22 protein-coding genes and 7 tRNA genes are annotated in these 25092 nt (G+C 62.6%); 17 read left to right on the top strand and 12 right to left on the bottom strand.

Going from position 1 to position 25092, the window contains the following annotated elements:
• Both QP997_RS01060 and QP997_RS01055 read left to right on the top strand, forming a co-directional pair.
• Positions 1-1737, top strand: a complete 1737-nt coding sequence (locus tag QP997_RS01060) for a DEAD/DEAH box helicase (RefSeq protein ID WP_284845934.1) — start codon at positions 1-3, stop codon at positions 1735-1737.
• A gap of 78 nt (positions 1738-1815) precedes the next feature.
• A complete protein-coding gene (locus tag QP997_RS01055; protein ID WP_246818088.1) occupies positions 1816-2175 on the top strand; it encodes a DUF308 domain-containing protein in 360 nt (119 codons plus the stop codon).
• 87 nt (positions 2176-2262) lie between these two features.
• Here the strand turns inward: QP997_RS01055 and QP997_RS01050 are convergent, their stop codons facing one another.
• Together QP997_RS01050 and QP997_RS01045 are read right to left on the bottom strand one after the other, a co-directional pair.
• The gene (locus tag QP997_RS01050; RefSeq protein WP_284845933.1) at positions 2263-3891 is read right to left on the bottom strand and encodes an RNA polymerase sigma factor; all 1629 of its coding nucleotides are present in this window, start codon (positions 3889-3891) and stop codon (positions 2263-2265) included.
• A gap of 354 nt (positions 3892-4245) precedes the next feature.
• Positions 4246-5151, bottom strand: coding sequence for an ROK family protein (locus QP997_RS01045; protein ID WP_284845932.1), 906 nt, complete (start codon positions 5149-5151; stop codon positions 4246-4248).
• Positions 5152-5159: 8 nt separating this feature from the next.
• Between QP997_RS01045 and QP997_RS01040 the strand changes: the two genes are divergently transcribed.
• The gene (locus tag QP997_RS01040) at positions 5160-6212 is read left to right on the top strand and encodes an inositol monophosphatase family protein (protein WP_070758996.1); all 1053 of its coding nucleotides are present in this window, start codon (positions 5160-5162) and stop codon (positions 6210-6212) included.
• Between the two features lie 185 nt (positions 6213-6397).
• A complete protein-coding gene (locus tag QP997_RS01035) occupies positions 6398-6697 on the top strand; it encodes a DUF4193 domain-containing protein (protein WP_070758995.1) in 300 nt (99 codons plus the stop codon).
• 67 nt (positions 6698-6764) lie between these two features.
• On the opposite strand, the gene QP997_RS01030 is transcribed toward QP997_RS01035, so the two are convergent.
• Entirely contained in the window at positions 6765-7286 is a 522-nt protein-coding gene (locus tag QP997_RS01030; protein ID WP_284845931.1) for a DUF3093 domain-containing protein, read from the bottom strand.
• A 221-nt stretch (positions 7287-7507) separates the two neighbouring features.
• Here QP997_RS01030 and dut point away from each other — a divergent pair, with 221 nt between their 5' ends.
• From dut to QP997_RS00990, 8 genes are all read left to right on the top strand, one after another.
• A complete protein-coding gene (gene dut, locus QP997_RS01025; protein ID WP_070758993.1) occupies positions 7508-7957 on the top strand; it encodes a dUTP diphosphatase in 450 nt (149 codons plus the stop codon).
• 114 nt (positions 7958-8071) lie between these two features.
• Positions 8072-8818 (top strand): DUF3710 domain-containing protein, encoded by a 747-nt coding sequence (locus tag QP997_RS01020; protein ID WP_284757572.1) that lies wholly within the window; start codon positions 8072-8074, stop codon positions 8816-8818.
• Positions 8811-10061: a class I SAM-dependent RNA methyltransferase gene (locus QP997_RS01015; RefSeq protein ID WP_284845930.1), complete on the top strand. Its 1251-nt coding sequence runs from the start codon at positions 8811-8813 to the stop codon at positions 10059-10061. Before QP997_RS01020 ends, QP997_RS01015 begins: the two co-directional genes overlap by 8 nt.
• A gap of 70 nt (positions 10062-10131) precedes the next feature.
• Entirely contained in the window at positions 10132-12021 is a 1890-nt protein-coding gene (gene dxs / locus QP997_RS01010) for a 1-deoxy-D-xylulose-5-phosphate synthase (protein WP_284780258.1), read from the top strand.
• A gap of 223 nt (positions 12022-12244) precedes the next feature.
• A complete protein-coding gene (locus QP997_RS01005; protein WP_284845929.1) occupies positions 12245-13204 on the top strand; it encodes a siderophore ABC transporter substrate-binding protein in 960 nt (319 codons plus the stop codon).
• Positions 13205-13343: 139 nt separating this feature from the next.
• Positions 13344-14438 (top strand): iron chelate uptake ABC transporter family permease subunit, encoded by a 1095-nt coding sequence (locus QP997_RS01000; protein WP_284845928.1) that lies wholly within the window; start codon positions 13344-13346, stop codon positions 14436-14438.
• A gap of 35 nt (positions 14439-14473) precedes the next feature.
• Positions 14474-15460, top strand: coding sequence for an iron chelate uptake ABC transporter family permease subunit (locus tag QP997_RS00995; protein ID WP_284845927.1), 987 nt, complete (start codon positions 14474-14476; stop codon positions 15458-15460).
• Complete coding sequence (locus QP997_RS00990; protein ID WP_070760694.1) at positions 15457-16212, top strand: iron ABC transporter ATP-binding protein; 756 nt, start codon at positions 15457-15459, stop codon at positions 16210-16212. The genes QP997_RS00995 and QP997_RS00990 overlap by 4 nt, the downstream gene beginning before the upstream one ends.
• A gap of 114 nt (positions 16213-16326) precedes the next feature.
• On the opposite strand, the gene QP997_RS00985 is transcribed toward QP997_RS00990, so the two are convergent.
• Complete coding sequence (locus QP997_RS00985; protein ID WP_371260069.1) at positions 16327-16995, bottom strand: DUF3000 domain-containing protein; 669 nt, start codon at positions 16993-16995, stop codon at positions 16327-16329.
• A 116-nt stretch (positions 16996-17111) separates the two neighbouring features.
• On the opposite strand from QP997_RS00985, the gene hemE reads away from it, so the two are divergent.
• Both hemE and hemG read left to right on the top strand, forming a co-directional pair.
• Positions 17112-18233, top strand: a complete 1122-nt coding sequence (gene hemE, locus QP997_RS00980; protein ID WP_284845926.1) for a uroporphyrinogen decarboxylase — start codon at positions 17112-17114, stop codon at positions 18231-18233.
• The gene (hemG, locus tag QP997_RS00975) at positions 18230-19633 is read left to right on the top strand and encodes a protoporphyrinogen oxidase (RefSeq protein ID WP_284845925.1); all 1404 of its coding nucleotides are present in this window, start codon (positions 18230-18232) and stop codon (positions 19631-19633) included. The genes hemE and hemG overlap by 4 nt, the downstream gene beginning before the upstream one ends.
• Before the next feature lie 93 nt (positions 19634-19726).
• Here the strand turns inward: hemG and msrB are convergent, their stop codons facing one another.
• The 8 genes from msrB to QP997_RS00935 form a co-directional block, all read right to left on the bottom strand.
• Complete coding sequence (gene msrB, locus QP997_RS00970) at positions 19727-20137, bottom strand: peptide-methionine (R)-S-oxide reductase MsrB (RefSeq protein ID WP_148811721.1); 411 nt, start codon at positions 20135-20137, stop codon at positions 19727-19729.
• A gap of 7 nt (positions 20138-20144) precedes the next feature.
• Positions 20145-21383 (bottom strand): glycosyltransferase family 87 protein, encoded by a 1239-nt coding sequence (locus QP997_RS00965; protein ID WP_284845924.1) that lies wholly within the window; start codon positions 21381-21383, stop codon positions 20145-20147.
• A gap of 179 nt (positions 21384-21562) precedes the next feature.
• Positions 21563-21638 (bottom strand) — tRNA-Gly (locus QP997_RS00960).
• A gap of 31 nt (positions 21639-21669) precedes the next feature.
• Positions 21670-21741, bottom strand: a tRNA-Val gene (locus QP997_RS00955).
• 34 nt (positions 21742-21775) lie between these two features.
• Positions 21776-21847 (bottom strand) — tRNA-Cys (locus tag QP997_RS00950).
• 53 nt (positions 21848-21900) lie between these two features.
• Positions 21901-21976 (bottom strand) — tRNA-Gly (locus QP997_RS00945).
• 31 nt (positions 21977-22007) lie between these two features.
• Positions 22008-22079 (bottom strand) — tRNA-Val (locus tag QP997_RS00940).
• Positions 22080-22097: 18 nt separating this feature from the next.
• Positions 22098-22173, bottom strand: a tRNA-Gly gene (locus QP997_RS00935).
• A 318-nt stretch (positions 22174-22491) separates the two neighbouring features.
• Between QP997_RS00935 and QP997_RS00930 the strand changes: the two genes are divergently transcribed.
• From QP997_RS00930 to QP997_RS00920, 3 genes are all read left to right on the top strand, one after another.
• Positions 22492-22563: transfer RNA gene (locus tag QP997_RS00930), tRNA-Val, on the top strand.
• A 349-nt stretch (positions 22564-22912) separates the two neighbouring features.
• A complete protein-coding gene (locus QP997_RS00925; protein ID WP_284845923.1) occupies positions 22913-23623 on the top strand; it encodes a ZinT/AdcA family metal-binding protein in 711 nt (236 codons plus the stop codon).
• A 46-nt stretch (positions 23624-23669) separates the two neighbouring features.
• The gene (locus QP997_RS00920; protein WP_284845922.1) at positions 23670-25088 is read left to right on the top strand and encodes a metal ABC transporter substrate-binding protein; all 1419 of its coding nucleotides are present in this window, start codon (positions 23670-23672) and stop codon (positions 25086-25088) included.
• Positions 25089-25092 lie beyond the last annotated feature (4 nt).

The raw sequence follows: 25092 nt of genomic DNA, 5'->3' as shown, positions 1-25092 counted from the left end.
GTGAAAAGAACCCTCCGTGCCTGGCAGCAGGAGGCCCTGGACCTCTACCAGGAGCAGCAGCCACGGGACTTCCTTGCGGTCGCAACCCCGGGTGCCGGTAAGACCACCTTCGCCCTGACGCTGGCGTCGATGTTGCTGGAGAAACGCGTTGTCCAGCGACTCGTCATCGTGGTTCCCACCGAGCACCTGAAGGTCCAGTGGGCGCTCTCCGCCGCTGCCATGGGGATTGCTCTCGACGCTGAGTTTTCCAACTCCTCGCCATTCAACAACGCCTTCGACGGCGTGGCCGTGACCTATGCCCAGGTTGGTATGAAGCCCACCAAGCACTATCAGGTAGCCACCGCCCAAAAGACCCTGGTGATCCTCGACGAGATCCACCACGCAGGTGACGCGAAGAGCTGGGGAGACGGCGTTCGCTTGGCCTATGCCCACGCTGAGCGCCGACTGGCGCTGACCGGTACCCCGTTCCGCTCCGACGATGCGCAAATCCCTTTCGTGGACTACATCGAGGTGCCGGGCACAGACGGCGCGCTGGAATCGCGTGCGGACTATACCTACGGCTACTCGGAGGCCCTGCGCGACGGCGTGGTTCGGCCGGTAGTCTTCATGGCCTACTCCGGCCACGCCCGGTGGCGTTCCAGCGCGGGCGAGGAGTTCGAGGCTCGGCTGGGTGAGACCCTCACCCCGGAGCAGACCGCCCGCGCATGGCGGACGGCGCTGGACCCGAAGGGGGAGTGGATCCCCGCGGTCTTAAAGGCTGCTCATACCCGCCTGCTGAAGCTGCGCACCCACATCCCGGACGCCGGCGGTCTCGTCATCGCGACCGATAAGACGACCGCCCGCGCCTACGCCAAGATCCTGTCGACGATCAGCAGCACCCCGGTCACCGTCGTCCTTTCCGACGAGGTCGGTGCCTCCGACCGCATTAAGGAATTCTCCGCCAGCCAGGACGAATGGATGGTCGCGGTGCGCATGGTTTCGGAGGGCGTGGACGTGCCCCGCCTGGCGGTGGGTGTTTATGCCACGAGCGCTGCAACGCCGCTGTTCTTCGCCCAGGCGATCGGTCGTTTCGTCCGTTCCCGCCGTAAGGGCGAGTCCGCCAGCGTGTTCCTGCCCAGCGTGCCGGTGCTGTTGGACCTGGCGTCCAAGCTGGAAAAGCAGCGCAACCACGTGCTGGGCGCGCCGAAGAAGGGCGAGGAAGGCTGGGATGATGAGCTGCTGGCCCAGGCTAATCGCGAGGAGAACGAGCCGGACGAGCTGACGACCTACGAGTCCATCGGCGCGGAGGCCGAGCTGGACTCCTTGATTTACGACGGCTCGACCTACGGCACGACCACCCTGGCCGGTTCCGCGGAGGAACAGGACTACCTTGGTCTTCCAGGCCTGTTGGATGCGGAGCAGATGCGCACCCTGTTGAAGCAGCGCCAGGCCGACCAGGTCGAGGCACGCGCCCGCGAAGCTGAGGAGCGCAAGCGTCGGGAGGCCGAAGAGCGTCGCAACGGCGGGGCTGCCGGTGGGATGAGCGGTGCAGAGGCGCACCGTCGCCGCGTGGCCAGCGAGGAGCTGCCGGCCCTGCGCAAGGAGCTCAACGCGCTGGTGAACATGACCGCGGCACGAACCGGTAGACCACAGGGGGCGATTCACAACGAGGCGCGCCGCAACTGCGGTGGCCCTCCGACGGCGTTGTGCACTGCTGAGCAGCTGCGAGACCGCATCGCCTACCTGCGCGACTGGTAGGCTATGCCCTCATGCCGGGTACACCGCAGCCCGGGAAGGGCTATTAGATAAATTCCGAGAAAGGATCGTTGAGGCGAGATGGCGAAGAAGAATCCAGCTGGTGGCCAGCCGGCCGTACCGGCCCGCGCACCCCAGGTAGCCAGCCGGATGTCGCTGGCCGCACTGATCCTGGGTGTGCTTGCCCTCCCGGCTGGCCTGCTCCCGCTGATCGGCATTTTCGTGGCGATGATTGCGCTGGTCGTGGCGATCGTCGCCCTCATCCGCGCGAACCGCCACGGCACGGCGCGAACCTACCCCATCGCAGGCCTCGTGCTCGCGATCCTCGCGATGGGTCTTGCGCTGATCACCACGAAGGTGGCCACCGAGTTTCCGGAACAGTGCCAGGGACTCAGCGACGAGGAGCTGACCCAGTGCGTCAAGGAGCACCGCGAAAACTAGGGGACAGATAGAGATAAAAACAACCGCCGGGTTTCCCGGCGGTTGTTTTCTTTTCCGGCCCCGCTATTGGCGGGCTCGGCGTGTGGGTTAGTCCAGGTAGTCCCGCAGAACCTGGGAGCGGGATGGGTGGCGCAGTTTGGACATTGTCTTCGACTCGATCTGTCGGATGCGCTCGCGGGTCACGCCGTAAACCTGGCCGATCTCGTCCAGGGTGCGCGGCATGCCGTCGGTCAGGCCGAAGCGGAGCTTCACCACGCCGGCCTCACGCTCGGACAGGGTGTGAAGGACGTCCTGCAGCTGATCCTGCAGCAGCGTGAAGGAGACCGCGTCTACCGCGATGACCGCCTCGGAGTCCTCGATGAAGTCTCCCAGCTGGGAATCGCCCTCGTCGCCGATGGTCTGGTCCAGGGAGATTGGCTCGCGCGCGTACTGCTGGATCTCCAGCACCTTGTCGACCGTGATGTCCATCTCGCGGGCGAGTTCCTCTGGGGTGGGCTCGCGACCAAGGTCCTGCAGCAGCTCGCGCTGAATGCGGCCGAGTTTGTTGATGACCTCCACCATGTGAACCGGGATGCGGATCGTGCGCGCCTGGTCAGCCATCGCGCGGGTGATCGCCTGGCGGATCCACCAGGTGGCGTAGGTGGAGAACTTATAGCCCTTGGAGTAGTCGAACTTCTCCACCGCGCGGATCAGGCCCAGGTTGCCTTCCTGGATCAGATCCAGGAAGGCCATGCCACGGCCGGTGTAGCGCTTGGCCAGGGAGACCACGAGGCGCAGGTTCGCCTCCAGCAGGTGGTTCTTCGCCTTGCGGCCGTCGCGGTCGATTTCGCGCAGGTCGCGACGGTTCATGGGGGAGAGGCGCTCGCCGGACTCCTTGATCTGCTTCAGCCGGTAGTTCGCGTACAGGCCAGCCTCGATGCGCTTGGCCAGCGAGACCTCCTGCTCTGCGTTCAGCAGCGCGACCTTACCGATTTGCTTCAGGTAGGCGCGGACGGAGTCTGCCGAGGCGGTCAGGGCTGCGTCGCGGCGGGCCTGGCGCAGGGCGGCGGACTCGTCCTCGTCCCACACGCTGTCGTCGCGACCGTCCTTCGAGGTCGAGGACTCCTCTTCGTCGTCGTCCTCGTCTTCTTCCTCGTCGTCGGCGTCGTCCTCATCCTCGAGGTCGTCGTCCAGATCCTCGTCGAGATCCTCATCCAGGTCCTCGTCGATGTCCTCCAGATCCGGTTCGACGTCGTGGTCGAACTCGTCGTCGACGTCCTCCGGATCCTCGCTGGCGGTGACCTCGGCGTCCTTACTCTTCGCCTCGATCTGCTCCTGCTTCTTCGCAGCAGCCGTCGCCTTGGTCGCCTTCCGTGCGGTCTTCTTGGCTGTCTTCTTCGCCGTCTTTTTAGCGGTCTTCTTAGCAGCCTTCTTGGCGGTCTTTTTCGCCGCCTTCTTCGCGACCTTGCGGGTAGTCTTCTTGGCCGCCTTCTTTGCGGTCTTCTTCGCGACCTTCTTCGGCTCTTCGGCTGCATCCTCCGACGGAGACGCCGCCGTGTCTGCGGTGGCAGCTGTAGCCGTGGTCTTCTTCGCGGCGGTCGCGCTCGTTACCTTACGGGCCGTGCGCTTGACCGCCTTACGGGCCGTCTTCTTGGCGACTTTCCGTGCAGCAGTGCCAGACGTCCCGCTTGCGTCCTGGACGCTATCACCGCTGGTGGTCGAGTCTTGAGAAGCCACAGAAGCCCTTTCGGTCGGGGATTGTTGCAACGTACGGGTGCGACCGCCGGGAAAAGCCGACGAGCGCGCTGTACGTTTAGGAAGGTCACCCGCTTGGGGGTTTTCCTACCAGTCGCTATCCAAACTACGTTTGCTCGCCGTTTCCTGGTGGATAGCGACCAGGAAACGACGCATTCAGTTCTACTCGCCAGCATACGTTCACCAACGAGTTCGTGTCGGTGGCGTACAACCGACCCGGTTCACCGGACGGCGTTCTACTGGGGGAGCAGTTTCTCTGAGCAGCTGAAAGGCTGCCTCTGGCGCTCAAGCGCCCAACGGCCGACCATTATAGCCAAGCTTTATTACTCATGCCGTCTAGGGGCGTAGGTCCCAGGCAGCGGCGAGCCCTGCCCCAATGACCCCGGCGCTGTTGAAGTGGCGAGCGATGCTCACCCGGACCGAAGACTCCTCGAGGTTAAGCATCGGCAGCCACCGTTCTGCCTCGGCGGAAATTCCGCCACCGAGGATCAGCTCCTGGGGGCGCAGCAGTGCGACATAGGTATTGAGTACTGTGCTCAACCGGGCCGCCCACTCGGGGAACGTGAGGTTTTGGCGCGCCTTCACCGCGGCCGAGGCCCAATGCTCCGCAGCACTGGGGGAGCCGTCGTCGGTCAACACGGTCAGGTGACCCAGCTCGGTATTGGGGTACAGCCTCGCGCCGCGGAAGAGAGCAGAGCCGATCCCAGTGCCCAAGGTTAGGAAAAGCCGGCTGTATTCCGTGTCGGCCGCCTCGTCGGCGCTAAACGGACCGCATTCAGAGATCCCAGCAGCGTCGGCGTCGTTGAGGAAGAACCACTCCACCTGGAGGGAGGAAGACCCCGATGTGCCACCCGATAACGCCTGTCGCAGGGCGTCGTCGAAAAGCGCAGCGGGACGCGTACCGACCCACGACGGTGCGATATTCGCTGCGGTGCGTGCCTCCTGGTTGGTGACCACGCTGGGAATGGCGACGCCGATCCGCAGCGCACGGAACCCGCCTGGGCCAGCAGGCGTGGTGAGCTCCGCGCCCACCTCCTGGGCGAGTACCTGCGTTGCGAGAGCTGCGGCGGCGCCAGCAACCCTCTCGGGCGTGGCCGGTTGGGGAGTAGGGGCGGTGAATCTTTCCCCGACGAGGCAGTGGGAGCGGGTGTCGACGAAGCCTGCTTTGATCGCGGACCCACCGACGTCGATTCCCACGGTGATTCCGGCCCATTCGGCGCTACTAGCCTGCTCGGTGCTCATGGGTCTGAATGCTACACATCAGTGGTATCTGTGGAGGCATGACCGAGACCTTGTTGCTTGATAAAACCACCACCGACCACGCTCCGGCGGTAATCCCCGGCGGGGCGAGCGTGCACGAGCTGCAAGCCGCGGCTGAAGAGGTCGCGGCACTCGCCGCTGCCTTGGTGTTGCGCACTCGCCGGGAACGCACCGATGGTGAGGCGGTGGCGGGCTCCATCATCGAGCTGATGGGTTCGGCGATGCCGGTGGCTCAGACCAAGTCTTCCGCAGTCGACCCCGTCACCGAAGCAGACCGCGGCGCGGAGACGTTCATCCGCGAGTGGCTGCATCACAGGTTCCCGCAGGCCACCGTGATCGGCGAGGAGGAGGGAGCGGATAGTTCCGCCCCCGCTGCAGGATCCTTGGGTGCCGATCCTGGGGACTCTGCAGGGCCAAGGCTGGAGTGGATCGTGGATCCGATCGACGGCACCGTCAATTTCGTCTACGGGATTCCCGCCTTCGCTGTGTCGGTGGCAGCTGCCCTCGACGGGGTGCCGGTAGCTGGCGCGGTCGTAGACGCCGCCCATGGCCATGTCTTCGGCGCCTGTGTCGGCGGCCCCGCGACAGTCGCTCCCGTTGATTTCAGGAGCGAGGAGGCAGTCGTCGGTGAACGCCAGAACATCAGCCGGCAGGAGGCACGAAAGGACGCTGCACAGGCGCTCGTGGCGACCGGTTTTTCCTACGACGCTGAACGCCGTCAGCGGCAGGCACGCGTGCTGGGCGCCGTACTGCCCCACGTGCGGGACATCCGACGCCTGGGCTCCGCCGCGCTCGACCTCTGCATGGTGGCCAGCGGTCAGGTGGATGGCTACTACGAGCACGGGCTTAACGGGTGGGACTTCGCTGCCGGTGCGTTGATTGCTGCCCGAGCGGGCGCAACCGTGGTTACCCCCACGCTGAACTACACGGCGGAGAGCGGGCTGCCCATCATCGCTGGAGTGCCGGGGGTGCAGGAAGAACTCGAAAAAATGCTGCTGAGCCAGGGTGCAGGGGGTAGCATCGAGCAACTTTCTTTGCCCTGAGTATGGGGGAGGTGACAAGTGTGCACCTCATGGCCTAATATCCGCGTTCAGCACACATGAGGCGCCCTCGACTAGGGGCCGAATGGCTGCCGTGAAGAATGGGCTTGTGGCCCGCGATACGGCAGGTGGCGGGGATCCCGCCCAAGAACTGATGAGCATCATCCGAGGAGTGTGGGAGGACAACGATGGCCACGGACTACGATGCACCACGGCGAAGCGACGAGGAAGAGCTGGAGACCGATTCTCTCGAAGGCTTGAAGGCCGCTGAGAAGGCGGAGCCAGCGATCTCGGACACCGACGATGGCGAAATCGTGGAACCCTTCGAACTGCCGATGGAGGAAGTCTCCGGCGAGGAACTGTCCACCACGGTCACGCCAAAGCAGAACGACGAGTTCACCTGCTCCGAGTGCTTCCTCGTGCAGCACCGCAGCCGTATCGGTGAGAAGATCAGCGATACCGAGTTCATCTGCATCGACTGCGCTTAAGACATAAAAAGACCCGGCCTGTGGGTGTAACACCGAGCAGACCGGGAGCGCGGAGGCGCTGGGAACCCTAGTAAATGGGCCTTCCCAGCGCCTCCAGCAGTTCCTGGGGGGTCTTGCTGGAGACCAGCCAGTAGGGGGTGGGATCCAACGGGTCATCGAGCACGAGCATCGCCATCGTCGGAATCCAGCCCTTGTGAATGACGAAAGCGGCAGGATCGAGCTGGCGTCCCAACGCAGCTTGCTTCGCGGTGGGCGGGATGACCAGCGTGCGGTCGACCACGGAGGCCGGTAGCTGGGCGTCTCCCGCGCGGATGATCCTGCCACCCTGGGAGTCTTCCACGACCTCGACCTTCGTCCGAGAAAGCGCGATGAGCCCCCAGGACGCGAGGGCAGCCGCGATCACGCCCGCCACGATCGACCACCACCAGTCACGTCCCATTTGAGCCTGCCAAGCGATGATAGCCACCACGCCGGCGGCGACGAGCCACCAGGACAGCGGAACGCGCTGGGTCTCGCTGTACAGCACCCGCGTGCCCGCCGCCTCGTCGGTCTTCGCCGGTGGGGTCGATGCTCCGTTCGCAGCGTCCATGACTCGCAGAGTGCTCCTCGTCTACATGTGGATCTTTACCCGGGCCCGGCCTCGCAGGCGGTGAGGCGCCATACCGAGCCGTTATTGGGTGGCAATTACCGGCCACCATCTTACCCACACACCACCAGGTGTTCCGAAGCCGCCGTGGCTCCCACCAAGGAGGAGACTTTCCTGCAGCGGGCCAATAACGAGATGGGAACGACCTTGTAGAGTGGAGCCTCATGAGCAGCCCGTTGGAAATTTTTCAGATTGATCCATCTCTCCCGCTACCGAACCGGGCACACCCCGAAGATGCGGGCATCGATCTTTACTCCGCCGAGGACATCACCTTGAACCCCGGGCAGCGCAGCCTGGTGGGGACGGGCATTGCGATGGCGGTGCCGGTCGGCAAGGTTGGTCTGGTTCACCCGCGCAGCGGACTGGCGGTGAAGAAGGGATTGTCGATCGTTAATGCGCCCGGCACCATCGATGCGGGATATCGGGGGGAGGTCAAGGTCAACCTGATCAACCTTGACCCGCAAGAAACAATCAGCATCAGCCGGGGTGAACGCATCGCTCAGCTGCTCATTCAGGAGGTCAGCCTCTGCGACGTCGTGGCTGTGGACAGCATTGAGCAACTCGGGGAGACCGCCCGCGGAAGTGGTGGCCACGGCTCCACCGGCACGCGTTGATGCGGGGTCGGGCAGCCGGTCCCGATAGCCGATTGAGTTTAATTTCCAGCTTTTAAACCCCAACGGTGGCGCTAGCCAGCGCCGCGTTGGCAAGTGCGGAAGGAATGTTTAAAAATGTGGCCATTTTCTAAGAAGAAAAACGAACCCAGCGGTGCAGATCCAAGCGCACCTCAGAGCCAGGCCGAGCAGGAGGTCTCCGACGCGGCGGAAAACGCCGCAGGCGGACCGGGAGACGCTGACCAACCCGTCCAGGGTGAGGACTTTGGGCCCTTCGACGGGGACACGCTGGACTACCGTGAATACAATTTCAGCGATTTCGCCAAGGGCGGGCTCGACCTGGGGTCCATGATGATCCCGGTCCCACACGAGGCCGAGGTACAGGTGGAGATGGGCGATGATGGCCCGCAAATGCTCCACATCCTCACCCCCTTTGGCCGGGTCACCCCGGTGGCCTTCGCCGCCCCAACCACCGGCGAACTCTGGGATAACACGGTGCCGACCCTCATCGAGGGCATGGCAGCCGACGGGCTGGAGGCAACCACCGAGGAAGGCCCCTGGGGCGCGGAGATCGTTGCAGAGTCCGGTGAGGGCACACTCCGAGTTATTGGGGCGACCGGCCCGCGATGGATGCTGCGCATGACGCTCGCCGGCCCACAGGAGGCAGCTGAGCAGATGGCGGCGCTGGGCCGCGAGATCATCGCCCGCACCTTCGTTGTTCGCGGCACGGACCCGATCCCTGCCGGCGATCCGTTGCCGGTTCAGCTGCCGCAGGCCATGGTTGAGGAGCTGGCGCGACACCTGCAGGAGCAGCAGAATGCCCCGGCACAGCAGCAGGATCCCAACGAGGGCGGCAATGACTAGCCCGGAGACCGTCACTCTGGATCTGGATCAACCCGGCCACCGAGGTGTGGTCATCGGCCAGCACGACGGACAGATCGTTTTTGTTCGTGGCGGGTTGCCCGGGGAGAAGGGGGTCGAGGTTGCGCTGGACCCGGCTAAAAAGAACGGCAAGCAAAGGTTCCGTACTGGTCAAGCGCTAGCTATTGACCAGCCGAGCCCGCACCGGGTGGCTGGGCAATGCGACGCTGCTGAGGCCGGAGCTGGTTGCTGCGACCTCGACTTCGTTGATGCCCACGGCTCCCTGGAATTTAAGCAGGCGGTGGTCATCGACCAGTTCCGCCGCCTCGCCAAGTTCGAGCTGCCGCAGGAATTCCTCGATGCTCATGTTCGCGCGACGAGCCTATGGCCTTTTACCCACTACCGCCACCGCGTACGCCTCGGCGTCGACGCGGAAGGGCAGGCCGGGTTGCGGAAGCCGAAGAGCAATGAGATCGTCCCGCTGGCTGAGGTGGAGTGCTCCCAATGGTTGCCCGGGCTGACCGACGGTGTTGCCGGGCTCAATCCCAGCCCACACAGCGAGGTTGTTGTGGGTGTCGGTCGCGACGGTAAGCGCTCCGTCGTGGAGCTCAAGAAGACCCGACGGGGCCGGAAACGCCGTGTTCTCGACGGCGATGGCGATGTGCTGCATTCGCACCTCGGCGTGAGCTGGAAGGTGCCGGTGGACGCGTTCTGGCAGTCTCACATCCAAGCCAGCGCTTATTACGCCCGCTGGGTCGCCGACCGGCTGAACGGGGAGCTGCACACCGTGTGGGATCTCTACGGTGGCTGCGGTGCTCTGTCCGCGGGCCTGCTGGGCTCCGCTCGCAATGTTGAGATTGTGGACGTCGCGAGCAGCGCAACTCGTGCTGGACAGGAAGCCTTCGCTGCAGCCCGGGAAGCTGGCTCAGAAGGGACGGACACGGCCGTTCGGTTCCGCAGCAGCGACGTTGGGGCGTGGCTGGAGGACCTCGAGGAGGTCGCGGACCTGGACGCCGTCGTTCTCGACCCGCCACGTGCGGGGGCGGGGGCCGCTGTCATTCAGAACATCGCGCAGCACCGCCCACCGCGGGTGATTCACATCGGCTGCGACCCCGCCACGGCAGCCCGCGACGCGGGTCTGTGGCGAGACGCGGGTTATGAGTTGCGCGAGATGGAGATCGTCGACGCTTTCGGGTTGACCCATCACGTCGAAACACTGATGTACTTCGAGGCGGCGGGCGAATAACGCTGAAGGCGGTGTCCCCACTAAGATGGGGCCAGCGAATTCAATGTGGGATGGAGAGAAACTGAGTTCAATGGGAATCCTTGAAAATATTTCCTCACCAGCGGATCTGAAGATGCTCGATGAGGGCAAGCTGGATCAGCTGGCGCGGGAGATTCGGGAGTTTTTGATTGAAAAAGTTTCCGCGACCGGCGGACACTTGGGTCCGAACCTCGGTGTCGTCGAGCTGACGATGGCGCTGCACCGTGTCTTCGACTCGCCGTCCGACCCCCTGATCTTCGACACGGGACACCAGGCGTACGTGCACAAGATCCTCACGGGGCGCCGCGATCTCTTCGACACGCTGCGACAGAAGGACGGCCTGTCGGGCTACCCTGACCGCGCGGAAAGCCCGCATGACTGGACCGAGTCATCCCACGCCTCGGCATCCCTTTCTTATGCCGACGGGCTAGCCAAGGCCTTCGAGCTCAGCGGCCAGTCTCACCGTCACGTCGCGGCTGTCGTTGGTGATGGGGCACTCACAGGTGGCATGTGCTGGGAGGCGCTGAACAACATCGCCACCGGCAAGAAGCGCTCGATCGTCATCGTCGTCAACGACAATGGGCGTTCCTACTCGCCGACCATCGGTGGGCTGGCGGAGAACCTCGCTGCACTTCGCTTGCAGCCTGCCTACGACAAGGTCATGGAGTCCGGGAAAAACACCCTCGGCCGCATGGGCTGGGTTGGGGACCGTGCATTCCAGCTGATTTCCGGTCTCAAGGAAGGGGTCAAGCACTCCATTCTCCCGCAGGAAATGTTCTCCGACCTGGGGCTGAAGTACATTGGCCCGGTTGATGGCCACGATATCGGCCAGGTGGAGAACGCACTGCGTTACGCCAAGGACTACGGCGGCCCCGTCATCGTCCACACGATCACCCACAAAGGCAAGGGCTTCGACCCGGCGGAGAACGACGAAGCTGATCAGATGCACGCCACGGGTGTGATCGACCCAGTCACCGGTGTGCCGAAGGAAGCCTCGAAGCCTGGCTGGACCCAGGTGTTCTCCTCCCATCTCATCGAGCAGGCGGGGGAGAGGGATGACGTCGTGGCTATCACCGCCGCGATGGCCGGCCCCACTGGACTCGCTGAGTTTGGTGAGGTCTTTCCGCAGCGCACCTTCGATGTCGGCATCGCAGAACAGCATGCCGTCACCTCCGCGGCTGGCCTTGCCTTGGGCGGCTTGCACCCGGTTGTTGCGGTGTATTCGACCTTCCTCAACCGCGCCTTCGACCAGATGCTGATGGATGTCGGTTTGCTGGGGCTAGGCGTGACCTTTGTGCTGGATCGCGCTGGCATTACCGGCCCAGATGGCGCAAGCCACAACGGTATGTGGGACATGTCCATCACCGGAATTGTGCCGGGGATTCATGTCGCTGCTCCTCGCGACGGAGCGCAACTGCGCTCGGCGCTGGACCGGTGCCTCGATGTTGACGACGCCCCGACCGTCGTGCGCTTCCCGAAGGGCAGCGTTCCGGCAGACATTCCTGCCCTGCGGCAGGAGGAGAGCTACGACGTCCTGTTTGAGCACCGCACCGCTGACCAAGGCGACGCAAAGAAGCTGCTGGTGATTAACTACGGCGCGCTCGTGGGGCAGTCCCGGGCGGCAGCTGAGGCGGCCAAGGCAAAGGGCTGGGAGTCTGCGGTCGTGGATCCACACTGGGTCTACCCGGTCTCCGAGGAGCTCGTCGAGCTCGCCAGCGATGCCGACCTAGTGGTGACGGTCGAGGATAACGGTATCCACGGCGGGGCTGGCTCTGCGCTACAGGCGGCATTGAGCGCTGCAGAGGTTAATACACCGGTGCGTTTGCTCGCGGTGCCACAGGAGTACCTGGCGCACGCATCGCGGGGAGAAGTGCTCGAGGAAGTGGGCCTCGATGTGGCATCCGTGGAGGAGCGCGTGACGGGGTGGCTCGACCGCTTCTAGTGGCTTTTACCCCCTGTTCACCCGGCAACGGGGGTAATTAGAAACAATAATGTTGCCTAAATCCGCGATGGGCTCAATTTAGGCTTGCCTATCTTCACTCTCTTTGACAGTATCTAGGGGGACTTAGGGCAAGCTAACCTTGCTTGTTCGGTCAACTTTCGGAATAATACCGGCCGTGTCTCCCTGCAGATGCGGACCGGGACGAACTAGGAAGAGCAAAAGATTGAAGATCTCCCACGCACTCGTTGCAGCAGCTGCCGGATTCTCTCTGATCCTCACGGGCTGCGCAGCCGAGGATAATTCCGGCGAGAATAACTCCGCGTCCAGCCAGCAGAATAACGCGGATCGCACCTACACTCTCGAAGCTGAAAACGGCACCGTCGAGCTGGAGTCCGAGCCGAAGCGCATCGTCGTCCTCGACTACGCTTCCCTGGACACCCTGGCAGCGCTGGGAGAGAAGGACCGCGTCGTGTCCACCGCCAAGGCTGCTACCATGCCGAAGGCTGCAGAGGGGATCGAGGCTAACGCTGGTTCTCTGAAGGAGCCGGACATGGAAGCCATCGCCGCAGCAGATCCGGATCTGATCCTCATCGGCGGTCGTCAGGCGAAGATGCTCAAGGAGTTCGAGAAGATCGCCCCGACCGCGAACATGACGATCAACTACGATCACTACACGATCGAGAGCAATCTGGAGCGCGTCGAGGCCCTGGGCAAGCTCTTCGGCAAGGAGGCCGAAGCGAAGGAGAAGGCTGACGAGATCCGCGAGCGCGTGAAGAAGATCTCCGAGTCCGTTCCGGCTGATAAGAAGGAAGCCGCCGTCTTGATGACCAACGGTGGCGAGATCAGCCTCTACGGTGCGGATTCCCGCTTCGGCCTGGTCTTCAACGACCTGGGCTTCACCCCGGCAGGCGGCATCAAGAGCGATAGCGCCCACGGCGAGAACGCTTCCTTCGAGCTGCTGAAGAAGATCAACCCGAAGACCATGTTCGTTCTCGACCGCGACGCAGCGATCGGCCAGGAGGGCCACTCCGCTAAGGCCACCCTCGACAACGAGCTGGTCAAGCAGACGGATGCGGCCAAGGAAGACCGGATCTACATGCTGAGCGGTGCTGACTGGTACCTCAACGGTGGCGGCATCGACGGCATGAACAACATGCTCGACGATATCGAGCAGGCACTCTAATAAAACAATGACCGCGCCACGGGCACCCGGGGCGCGGTTCAATCACGTAACTAGCGAGCGAGACGGTAGTAGGAGAGTAGCGAGCAAGATGGGTACCAACGGTTCCGTGAGCACCCTAACGAGGCAGGCAGGGGCTCCCTTGTCACGCGCCCCGCAGACCTCGTACCGGGGTCAGGTCGATGCTCAGCGCGCCGCTGCCGACACCGCTGCAGGAAGCAATTCCGCAGCAACGGCCGAATCCGCAGATCGGAAAACGCCTCGGTCGCGCGGCCCCGTCTATGCCATGATCCTCGCGGGCGTTCTCGTTCTGCTCTCGCTGCTCAGCCTGATGCTGGGGGCTGCGGATGCGGATTCCTCGGTTGTCGCAGTTTCCCGTATCCCGCGCACTCTCGCTGCCTTGCTGGCCGGATCCGCGTTGGCCATGGGCGGGCTGATTATGCAACTGCTGGCACGCAACCGCTTCGTCGAAGCCTCTACCGTCGGCTCCACGGAGTCCGCGATGGCAGGACTGCTGGCCATCGCGCTACTGCTCCCCGGTGCCCCGATGTGGGCGAAGCTCGGGATGGCCAGCCTCACCGCGCTCATCGGCACGATCGGATTCCTGTTTATCGTGTCCCGCATCAAGGTGCGAACCGGGTTCACGGTTCCGCTGGTCGGTATCATTTACGGTGGCATTATTGGCGCCGCCACCACGTTTTTTGCATACTCCTTCGACCTGCTGCAGAGCCTCGGTGCGTGGCAGCTCGGATCCTTCGCAGGTGTGCTCCGTGGCCGCTACGAGCTCCTCTGGCTCGTCGCAGTGCTCGCCCTCGCAGCCTATGTCCTCGCTGACCGGTTGACTCTGCTCGGCCTGGGCCACGACCTGGCTAAGGGAGTGGGCGTCCGCGTCAAGCTCGTCGAGTACTCTGCCATCGTCATCGTGGCTGTCATCGCGGCTGTCACCGTCACCGTCGTGGGTGCTATCCCGTTCATCGGGCTGATCGTCCCGAACCTGGTTCGCGCACGCATTGGTGACAACGCTCGCAAGGCACTGCCTTGGGTCGCGGCCTGCGGCGCAGTCATGACGCTGGGCGGGGACATTCTGAGCCGCGTCATCCGTTACCCATACGAAATCCCGGTGGGTACCGTTCTTGGCGTGCTGGGTGCTGCCGTATTCCTCTACATCTTGATTCGCGGGGCTCGCATCCAGAACTCAACGAAGCCAAAGCTGTTCCGTCGCGCTCGTCGCGGCTAGCGATAGTAAGGAAAGGTTAGCTTTTGCTGGGACGCGTGACACACGCATCGAGCACGAAGCGGGATGATTCGAAGAGGCCACGGCGCACGTTCGTGGCGGTACTCCTCATTACCGTAGCGCTGGTAGGCCTGTTCATCTTGTGGCAGCTTCCCCGCGCCTGGGGTTTTGTACTGCCCATGCGGTTGACCACCGTCGGCGCGCTCGCTGTGGCCGGGATTACCGCTGGCGTATCCACCGTGGTCTTTCACACACTGACCCGGAACCATATTTTGACCCCGGGCCTGATCGGTTTCGATTCAATTTATGTGCTGATCAACACGCTGATCGTGTTTTTCCTCGGCAGCGGTGCGCTGAGTGGCATGCACCCCATCGCGGGCTTCGTGCTGAATACGGTGATCATGGTCGTTTTTGCCGTAGTCGTGTTCAGCCCCCTGGTGACATCGACGACGATGACCCTGGACGTTCTGCTGCTCATTGGTGTGGTGTGCGGGATCTTCTTTAGGTCGCTGGCCGGACTTCTGCAGAAGATGATCGACCCCAATGAGTACCAGGTGCTGCAGGATGCCTTCTTTGCATCCTTCACCGGTATCGACCGGCCGCTGTTGGTCTTTACACTGCTGGTGACGATCGTTGTCTGCGCCTGGATCTGGCATAAACGCCATGTGCTCGATGTCATGGCGCTGGGGCAAGAGACGTCCATTGGCCTGGGCGTGGGGTACCGCAAGGAAAGCCTGCTCCTGCTCGCCGCGATCACCATCCTGGTAGCAGCCTCCACCGCGCTGGTCGGCCCGATCCTGTTCTTAGGGCTCATTGTCGCGCACCTGGCTTACCGGACGACGGGTACGACCCGGCATACCTGGACCCTCCCGGTTGCTGCTCTGTTCGGCGTTTCCTCCCTCGTGGGCGCGCAGTTTATTCTGGGCCAGATTCTTAGCTACGGCACCACCGTCTCCGTGTTGATTGAATTTGTGGGCGGTATTTTGTTCCTGTTCCTGCTCTTGCGGAAGGAGAAACTCAAGTGATTGAGACCAAGCAACTCAGCAAACGCTACGGTGATTCGCTGGTTCTGGATCACGTCGACCTTCGTATCCCCGAGGGCGGAGTCACCAGCATTATCGGAGCCAACGGAGCAGGAAAATCCACCCTGCTGACTGCGATCGCGCGCCTGATCGACGCCGACGGTGGCACCGCGGAGGTCGCGGGAATGGACGTATACGCCACGGACACCCGAGAGCTCGCGAAGATTCTCGCGGTCCTCCGGCAGGAAAACCACACCTTGAGCCGAATTCGGGTGAGGGAGCTGGTGGCTTTCGGACGCTTCCCGCATTCCCGGGGCCGGCTCACGGCCGAGTGCGAAGAAGCCGTCGATGCGGCGATTGAGACGATGGAACTCGGTGAGATCGCCGATAAGTTCATCGACGAGCTCTCCGGCGGACAGCGCCAGCGCGCCTTCGTTGCGATGGTGCTCGCCCAGGACACCGAGTACATCCTGCTGGACGAGCCGCTGAACAACCTCGACATGAAGCACTCCGTGTCGATGATGCGCACGATTAAGGCTGCCGCCCACGAGCAGGGCCGCACCGTCGTCATCGTCATTCACGACATCAACATGGCCGCTGCGTTCTCCGACCGGCTTGTTGCAATGAAGAACGGCAAGGTCCACACCACGGGGACGCCGGAGGAGGTCATGACCGAGGAGACACTCAGCAGCCTCTATGACTTTCCCGTTCAGGTCGAGCGGATCCACGGTCGACCGACCGCCATCTACTACTAGAGACAGATGGGATAAAGACAACCCCGGCCTTGCAGTTCAAACCTGCAGGGGCCGGGGTTGAATATTTGCATTCGCGCCGCGTGTGGACGCGTACAGAACGAGCGTGAGGTGAGCCTAGAAGCGCGGCAGCTGCGAGACACCCTCCGGCGGAAGGCCAGCGACGTTCGCCAAGACGTTCGCGAAGGCCTGGACGTGGCCTTCCAGATCAACGCCTGTCGCGGTCCAGGACGCCCGCATCTCCAGCTGGAAGGCGCGCGGTGGCCCACCGATCTCACCGTAGCGTACGGAGGCCGTGGAGGTGACGGTGCCACCGAGGTCGGAGTACTCGGCACCAGGGCCGCCAAGCTCCTCGGTAAGCCAGTCCCACGCGACCTCGGGCAGCAGCGGGTCGGACGCGACGTCGGCGTCCATATCGGCCTGGATATAGGCAACCATGCGCATCTTGGCTCCCTGCCACGGCTCCTCGCCGTGCGGGTCGTGGAGAAGAATGAGTCGGCCGAAGGCGTCCCCGGCGGCCACCGTGCCATCTGGCTCTTCCTGCGAGGCAATGCGATCGGCCAGATCCACCTGGCTGATCTCCAGGCCGATCGCGTGGCTCAGTGGCGCGAGGTTACGCGGTGGCCGAATCTCCGCGATGGTGATGCCCGAGCGCAGGGGTGCCTCCGACATCGACTTCACGGCGTGCTCGAAATACTCCGGCGTCTGTTCAGGCTCCGCCTCGGGGGTGCGGACGCCGAGCGCGGTTGCTCCCGGGCGCTGGTGATTGTCTTTCGCGTTGTTCAGCTCATTCACAATGTCTAAACCTAGCCTTTAAGGTTTTTGGTGGGGGTTGCCACGCCGAGGGAAGCCCAAGAAGACCGCCATTACCACCTGCCGGTTATTTGGGGATAGCTGGCATAATGGGAGCCATGACTAATGAGTTGTTGACGCCCGATCTCGCTGCAGCCTCTGCCGCCCGACGCGCCGATGCGGACGCCCCGTATCTGGCGGCGGTGCGTGGCGAGAAGCCATCCCGCCGACCTGTGTGGATGATGCGCCAGGCCGGCCGCTCCCTGCCGGAATACCGCAAGGTTCGCGAGGGCATTCCGATGCTGGATTCCTGCTTCATGCCGGATCTGCTCGCTGAGATCACCATGCAGCCCGTCGTTCGCCACGATGCCGATGCTGCGATCCTTTTCAGCGACATCGTTGTCCCGCTGAAGGCGGCCGGGATGGACGTCGAGATTGTTCCTGGGCGCGGTCCAGTCGTGGGGGAGGCGGTGCGCACCGCCGAGCAGATCGCGAACATCCCGGACCTCGAGCCCGACCAACTCGGCCCGATCGTGGAGGGCATCGGGCAGATCCTCGAGCGCCTGCGCACGGACCAGGTGCTCATTGGTTTCGCGGGAGCTCCGTTCACGGTGGCTAGCTACTTGATTGAGGGTGGGCCGTCGAAGAACCATGAGGTCACCAAGGCGATGATGTACGCCGAGCCACAATTGTGGCACGCGCTCATGGAGAAGCTCAGCCCGATGATCGCGCACTTCCTCCAGGCGCAGATCGAGGCCGGCGTGGACGCAATCCAGCTTTTCGACTCCTGGGCAGGCTTCCTCACCGCCCGCGACTACCGGGAGTACGTTGCCCCGTACTCCCAGAAGATCCTCGATGCGGTGCGACCGTACGGTATCCCAATGACGCACTTCGGCGTCGGCACTGGCGAGTTGCTGGTCGACCTGGCGAAGGTTGGCCCGGATGTGGTGGGCGTGGACTGGCGCGTGCCAATGAACGTCGCCGCGAAGCGGGTGCAGGAGGCGCTGCCAGACCAGACCCCGAAGGTTTATCAGGGAAACCTCGACCCGGCGGTGCTCTTTGCAGGCCGTGACGTGATCCGCGAGCACGTGCAGCGGATCGCCGCCGAGGCCGACGAGGCCATCGAATTGGGCTATTCCCGGGGCCACATCTTTAACCTTGGCCACGGTGTGATGCCACACACGGACGCCGACGCCATCACCGCAGCCTTCGAGGAGGTTCACAACTCATGACCACGGCGCGAAAGCCACGCATTGCCGTTATCGGCGGCGGGATCGCTGGAGTCAGCGCGGTCTGGCAGCTGCGCCAACAGCTCGGGGATCGCGCCCAGCTGATGCTCGCCGAGGCCTACGGGCGCCTGGGCGGGAAGCTAAAGACGGTGCGCTTTTCCACCGGTCCCGTGGATATGGGAGCCGAGGCGTTCCTGAGCTTCGACCAGCCGTTCATGGAACTGATCGACAAGCTGGGAATGAGCTCCGAGCTACGTACCCCCTCTACGGCGCGCTCGTCCTTCCTGGTGGATGGCAAGTTCGTTGACATCCCGCGGGAGACCCTGATGGGCATTCCTGTCTCGGCTGATGCGGTGTCCGAGATCCTCAGCCCTGCGGAAGCTGCCCGGCTGGATGCTGAGCGCGATGGCCAGCCGATGACGTGGAACGCGGGCGACGACACCACCGTGGGCACGCTCGTTGAGGCCCGGTTGGGCAAGGCTGTGGTGGATAAGCTGGTCTCCCCGCTTCTGGGTGGGGTGTACTCCTGCAGCGCCTACGATCTCGGTGTGCGGGCAACCCTGCCACAGCTGGCGGCGGCACTGGATCGCGCAGGCGAGGGAGGTCAGGGCTTCTTCCTGCTCGACGTGGTGGAAGATCTGCTGGCGAAGCGTCGGGCCACTGCGGTGGGCGGTGGGGGATCACCGTTCCGCTCCTTCGACAAGGGCTACCGCAGCCTGATCGAGGAGATGATGCGCCAGGCCGACCCCGAGCTGATCCTGAACTCCGCTGTTGAGTCTCTCGGCCGGACCTCGGACGGCCGGTGGGTGATTGATCCACTGGGGACGGTGGACGCCGTCGTCGTCGCGACCTCCGCGCCGACCGCGTCCGTCATCTTGGAGGACGCTGCGCCGGTGGCGGCGGAGGCATTGGGCAGCGTGGAACTCTCGAGCTCTGCGGTGGTGGGTATGCGCTTTGCCTCTGACCACGGTATTCCCGAGCGCTCCGGCGTGCTGCTGGGGTCCAACTCGGGCACCGCGGCGAAAGCCTTCACCTTCAGCTCCAAGAAGTGGCCGCACCTCGCCCAGGGCGGTGGGGCCTTCGTCCGCGCCTCCTTCGGTACCAAGAACGAGCCCTGGTACGTCGACGCTAGCGATCGGGCTCTGTTGGCTTACGCCCTGGAGGACCTGGAGCGGGTTACGGGCGAGCGGAAGACTCCGGAGGAGATCTTCGTGCAGCGCTGGCATGGCGGGATCCCGTGCTACGGGGTGAAGCACGCCGAGAAGATGTCGCAGGTGCTGGATGACGTAGCCGGGGTGCCACGTCTCGCGGTCGCTGGTTCGATGCTCCGCGGCGTCGGGGTGCCGGCTACCGTTGCGACCGGGATCGCTGCGGCGGATAAGATTATTTCCGACTTGGGTTAAGGCCCACGCTGCGCGAAGGCAGTGAGCGAACAAAGCCGGGTGCAGCTCCTGAGGATGGGGCTGCACCCGGCTTTTCTTCGGGGAGTGGCTGGGCTAAAGCTGGCGGGGCTCGAGGGTCATCGCGATGCTATTGATGCAGTAGCGCAGGTCGGTGGGCGTATCGTAGCCTTCGCCCTCAAAGACGTGTCCCAGGTGGCCGTGGCAGGTCGCGCAGAGAACCTCTACGCGGCGCATGCCGAGGCTCAGATCTTCTCGCAGAACAACCGCATCGCTATCAGCTGGGTCGAAGAAGCTCGGCCAGCCGCAACCAGAGTGGAATTTCTCCGAGGAACGGAAGAGCTCGGAGCCACAGCCGCGGCAACGGTAGACACCCTCGGTTTCGGTATCGACGTACTCGCCGGTGTGGGGGCGCTCGGTGCCAGCCAGTCGCAGCACCTGAAACTCCTCGGGATTGAGGCGCTGGCGCCACTGCTCGTTAGTAAGATTCTGGAAATCTTCGGTCATTGGAAAACTATTCACCTTTCCAGGCTTGGGTTTTGTTCTCTTCCGCTGGCTTGCGGTGCCGTCCACCGGAGATGGACGGGGTGGAGCGGTTGAGGAACCAGATCAGCGCGCTGATCGAGATGCTGATGAGCAGCAGCATCCAGCCTACGGTGCCGCGCAGAGTTTCGAAGATTCGCCCGGCCCAGAACCATTGATCCGAATACCAGCTGTCGATGGCTAGGCACAGGTAGACGCCCAGCCACGCGACTGGATTATGCATCGTCGATCGGCGGAGGAAGGCCGTGAAGAGCAGCGGCACGATGAGCAGTGAATAGTACATCTGCCCGAGGGAACTGACGAGGAACACCCCGATCAGTAGCAGCGAGGAGGTGGTGAATGCCCACATCTCGCGATCCCCGGGCCGGGTGGAGTTGCGCCACGGCAGCAGGGTAAAAGCGCCGATGAGTACGAGGACGGCGGCGAGACTGCGCCAGAACCAAATCGTCACGGTGCTGGCCCCGAAGTACACACCGACACCGACGATGGAGGAGTTCGCGAAGTCACGGACCTCGCCGAGATAGGGCACAAGATTGTCGAAGAAGCCCTGGGGCTCAGCCATCAACGTCCAGCCCACGATATTGCAGGCGATAGGTAAGAGGAGAGCCGCAACGAGGCTTAGCCACTGACGTCGAAAGAAGGGAAGAAACAGCAAGACGACGAACTGTGGCTTGATCGTGATTGCGAGTCCCAGCGCGAGCCCGCTGAACACCTGGGAGGTGGTGCCTTCTCGCAGGAGGAAGTACAGGAACAGCGTGGCGAGGAGCAGGAGCACTCCGTTGATATTGGCGAAGAGCAGGTTGTTTTGAACGGATTCGGTGTTGAACACTGCGACGATGCTGAGTGGCCACAGTGTACCGGAAAGGGAGCCCAGCCAGGTCTTAGACCAGTCGCGGGCGGTGTAGATGATGTGGCTGAGGACCCCCAGGGCAATCACGATCGCGATGGCGTTGCCGAAGATATATAGCGTCCGCGCCGCTTCAAAACTGCCGAGGGCTGACAGCGGGCTCAGCACCATCGTCCCGCCCGGAAGGTAGAGATAGTGCGGGTCGGTGGTGGTGTAGTCCTCGGAGTACACCGGCACGCCCGACCAGAAGCGGTTGATGGCTTCCCATACTGTTGTGAAGTCGTCCGTCGTGCCGCTCTCGTAAGAGGCCCAGATCTTGTGCAGGGCGGTGAGGATCGCCAGCGGCCACAGTGCCCAACTCACCCATGGAAAGCGTTCATCGAAGCGGGTGGTCCTGGCGCTGCCGCGACGAGGCTCGTCCCGGGTTGGCTTCGCGGAGGCAGGCGCTGGGGAAGGGGCAGAGTGGCTCATGGTGTCTTCGAGAATATCGTGGGGATATGAGAAAAGAGGCAACAGTGTGAATACTGCTGCCTCTTCATCTTTGGAGCGGATGACGAGACTCGAACTCGCGACCCTCACCTTGGCAAGGTGATGCGCTACCAACTGCGCTACATCCGCGTGCGAATCCACTGTAATAGTGAACTCACCGTGCGCGATACTGGGATCGAACCAGTGACCCCTTCCGTGTCGGGGAAGTGCTCTACCGCTGAGCTAATCGCGCTAGCTTTCAAGTTCAGCCTCGGGGGCGAACTGAGAGGTGGAAACGGGAATCGAACCCGTGTAGACGGTTTTGCAGACCGTTGCCTAAGCCACTCAGCCATTCCACCGTGGCGTGAAACCCGCCTGATGTGGTGATCCTCCACGTGAAGCGGAGAATACCTGGAGCGGATGACGAGACTCGAACTCGCGACCCTCACCTTGGCAAGGTGATGCGCTACCAACTGCGCTACATCCGCGTGCGAATCCACTGTAATAGTGAACTCACCGTGCGCGATACTGGGATCGAACCAGTGACCCCTTCCGTGTCGGGGAAGTGCTCTACCGCTGAGCTAATCGCGCGGTCCTCTAAAATAAGAGTGGAGCGGATGACGAGACTCGAACTCGCGACCCTCACCTTGGCAAGGTGATGCGCTACCAACTGCGCTACATCCGCATCGCAACATAGTTTCACCGAGAACCTGTGGTTCACCGGCTGCACGCTGTGCTGCAGCACTAAACGATAGTCAATCGTGCCCGAAGCAACAAATCGCCAGGTGTAGGGGTGAAAATCAGGTCGTTTTAAAGTCACCTCGTTGTTATTTGTCCGTCATTGTTTCTTGGGTGGGGACAGGCGGGGCACCTGGTGTCGACCTTTCGGGAGGCGGTGGCCTTGGGGCGGCCACTAGGGGGCGACGCGTATTGTGCCGAATATGTCTTGTGGCCTGCAGGTTTTGGAAAAGGCTGTAGCGCTCAGCTACATTATCTCGTGCAAGGTCCTATAGCTCAGTGGGAGAGCACTTCGTTCACACCGAAGGGGTCACTGGTTCAATCCCAGTTAGGACCACGGTTTTTAAGGGGCCGGTCGACAACGACCGGCCCCTTGTTGTGTTGTCTGCCGTGTGACGATAGCGGTGGGCTGGGGATGGGGCAGAACTATTTCCGGTTGGGTTGGGGTGGTGCGCTTCGCGTCAGGGGTGGGGTCCGCATAGTGTGTTGCCGCCCGTTTAGTGCGCGGGTAGCGGGATCGCCAGCGGGTAGCGCGGTGATTCCGGGGGTTTTGTCCCGAGGTCATGGGGTTGTGCTGTGGCGATGCGGGGGCGCTTTGCGGGGGTGGCGTTAAACAAAGCTTCGAACTTAGGATAGGGTTACCTTAGGCAAACATTCTACCTTCCCTTGGAGCGAGGAGTATTCATATGAACCCCAAGAAGTTCTCGGCCGTTTTCGCGGGGCTGGTCGCGACATCGACGCTGACCCTGGCTGCGTGTTCCAACGACGACACACAGGAGGTCCCGGCGACGTCGGAGGCCTCCTCGTCAGCTAGCGCGACAACCGAAGCTGCAACCTCCGAATACGGCGAGGGAGTGAAGGAAAGCGCTAAGAAGGCTTCGCTGGCCGACTGGAACGGGTCCTTCCGCGGTTTCAACTCCTACTTCGAGGAGGACTTCATCAAGACGGCCATGGAAGATGCTGCCAAGGAGCACGGTGAGACCGTCGATGAGATGCGCGCCGAACTGGACGAGAGCCGCGGAGCCAACTTCGAGGCATTGGTTATCAATGAGGACGAGATCACCTTCGTGAAGTCCGCCAAGGACCTCGATACGCCGAGCGAGCAGGCCGTGAAGTACAGCTTCGAGAAGGCTCTCGACGTCAAGACTGACCAGTACGAGTTCACTTGGTTCATCTTCAAGGCTGAGGGCGAAGGTGAACACAAGTACGTCGCCCTGATGCCACTGCACGGCGAGGAAGCACTGGAACACTTCCACATGCGCTACGGCAACAGCATTGAAGAGATCCTGGATCCGACCAAGCAAGGCCAGTCCGAGGACTGGTACCCGACCTTCGTCAACCCGAAGACCGCAACCAACGATCAGATCATCGAGTCCGTGGTGCACCACGACCACTAAAAGCAGATCATCACGATCACGAACCCTCGGGACGTAGTTGTCAACGATGCTGAATATCACCCGCCCGCTTTTCGCCGGACTGCCTGACGCGCCTAACTCCACCGCACGACGCTTCCTCGTCATTGTGGTGGGGGCGGTTGTGGCCGTCCTGTTGGCTGGATGCGCCACAACATCCGAGCAAAGAGCGGGTGGGGGAGTTACTCGCAGCGACGAGGCGATGTCGTCCAGCGGGGTCCCCGAGGGACAACTACTGATTTACGCATCCTTCTTTCCGATCGCCGACATCGTGGAGAATGTTGCCGACGATATGGCGGAAGTGCGCAGCTTCATGCCGGTCGGCCAAGACCCGCACCTGTGGGAACCAACCCCTCGGGATATTCAGAAGCTGTCGAAAGCGGATCTGCTGGTGGTTAACGGCGCAAACATGGAACCGTGGTTGCCACAGATCAGGTCGGCTGTGCCGAATGTGCCAGTGCTGAACCTCTCTGATTACGTGGAGCTCATCACCTATAAGGGGGCGGCGGCCCTTGGAGAGTTCCAGTACATGGCAGCCACCCCGCTGAAAGCGGGGGAGAAGTACTCTATCGTCTTCGGTCACACCCACGAGGACTCGATGCGTGTCGCCTTCTTCCCGCGGGAGGAAGAAGCCTCGGAAAAGAAACTCGTTGAACGGGGGCGTGCAGCTCTGAGCGAGACCGGTGACGCGATCGCACAACAGCGCAACATCAGCGTTGAGCCAGATCGGGCTTACTCCATCGGGATGGGCCACGAGTCAGGCGAGGTAACGTTCACAGTTCCCAGCGACGGCGACTGGGTCTTCGTCGCAGACCGCGTGAGCGAAGACATTTTGTCCTATGACCTGTACAAAGACCGCGAAGCGCTGAACATGGAGCCAGTCATCGAGGGTGGCTCATCAGCCACCGATCAGGTTTCCTTCGATCCACACTCGTGGATGTCCCCGATCAACGCAAAACGCTACGCCAACGCAGTGGCTGAGCGAGTCGTGGAACTCCGCTCCGACGACGAGTACGACATTCGTCGAAAGAAGGGCAAGTTCGTCAGCTCGATCACCACTCTGGAAGCCGAGTTCCGAGAAAAGTTCAAAACGATCTCTCGGCGTGATTTCGTCGTCGCCCACAATGCCTTCGGCTACCTTGCCCGCGACTTCGAGCTCACCCAGCACCCAGTCCAGGGCTTGACCTCAACGGGTGCGCCGTCGCTGCGTTCCCTTATTACCACCATTCGTAATGTCCGAACGATGGACATCGACATCATTTATTACGAGTACGGCCAGGAAGAGAAGTCTGCGAAGACCATAGCCGATGAAATTGGTGGCCGTACCCTGCCACTGGCCTCGCTGGAGTACTTGGACCCCTCGGAGGTTGAACAAACCGACGACAGCGGCCGCGGGTACGTGGATTTTATGCGGATGAACCTAGAAAACCTATACGAGTCACTCAAATAGCTTG

The sequence above is a fragment of the Corynebacterium sp. MSK039 genome (genome assembly GCF_030232315.1).
Lineage (GTDB): Bacteria > Actinomycetota > Actinomycetes > Mycobacteriales > Mycobacteriaceae > Corynebacterium.
The sequence above is the reverse complement of the archived record's forward strand: the minus strand, read 5'-3'. Positions and strand labels throughout refer to the sequence as shown.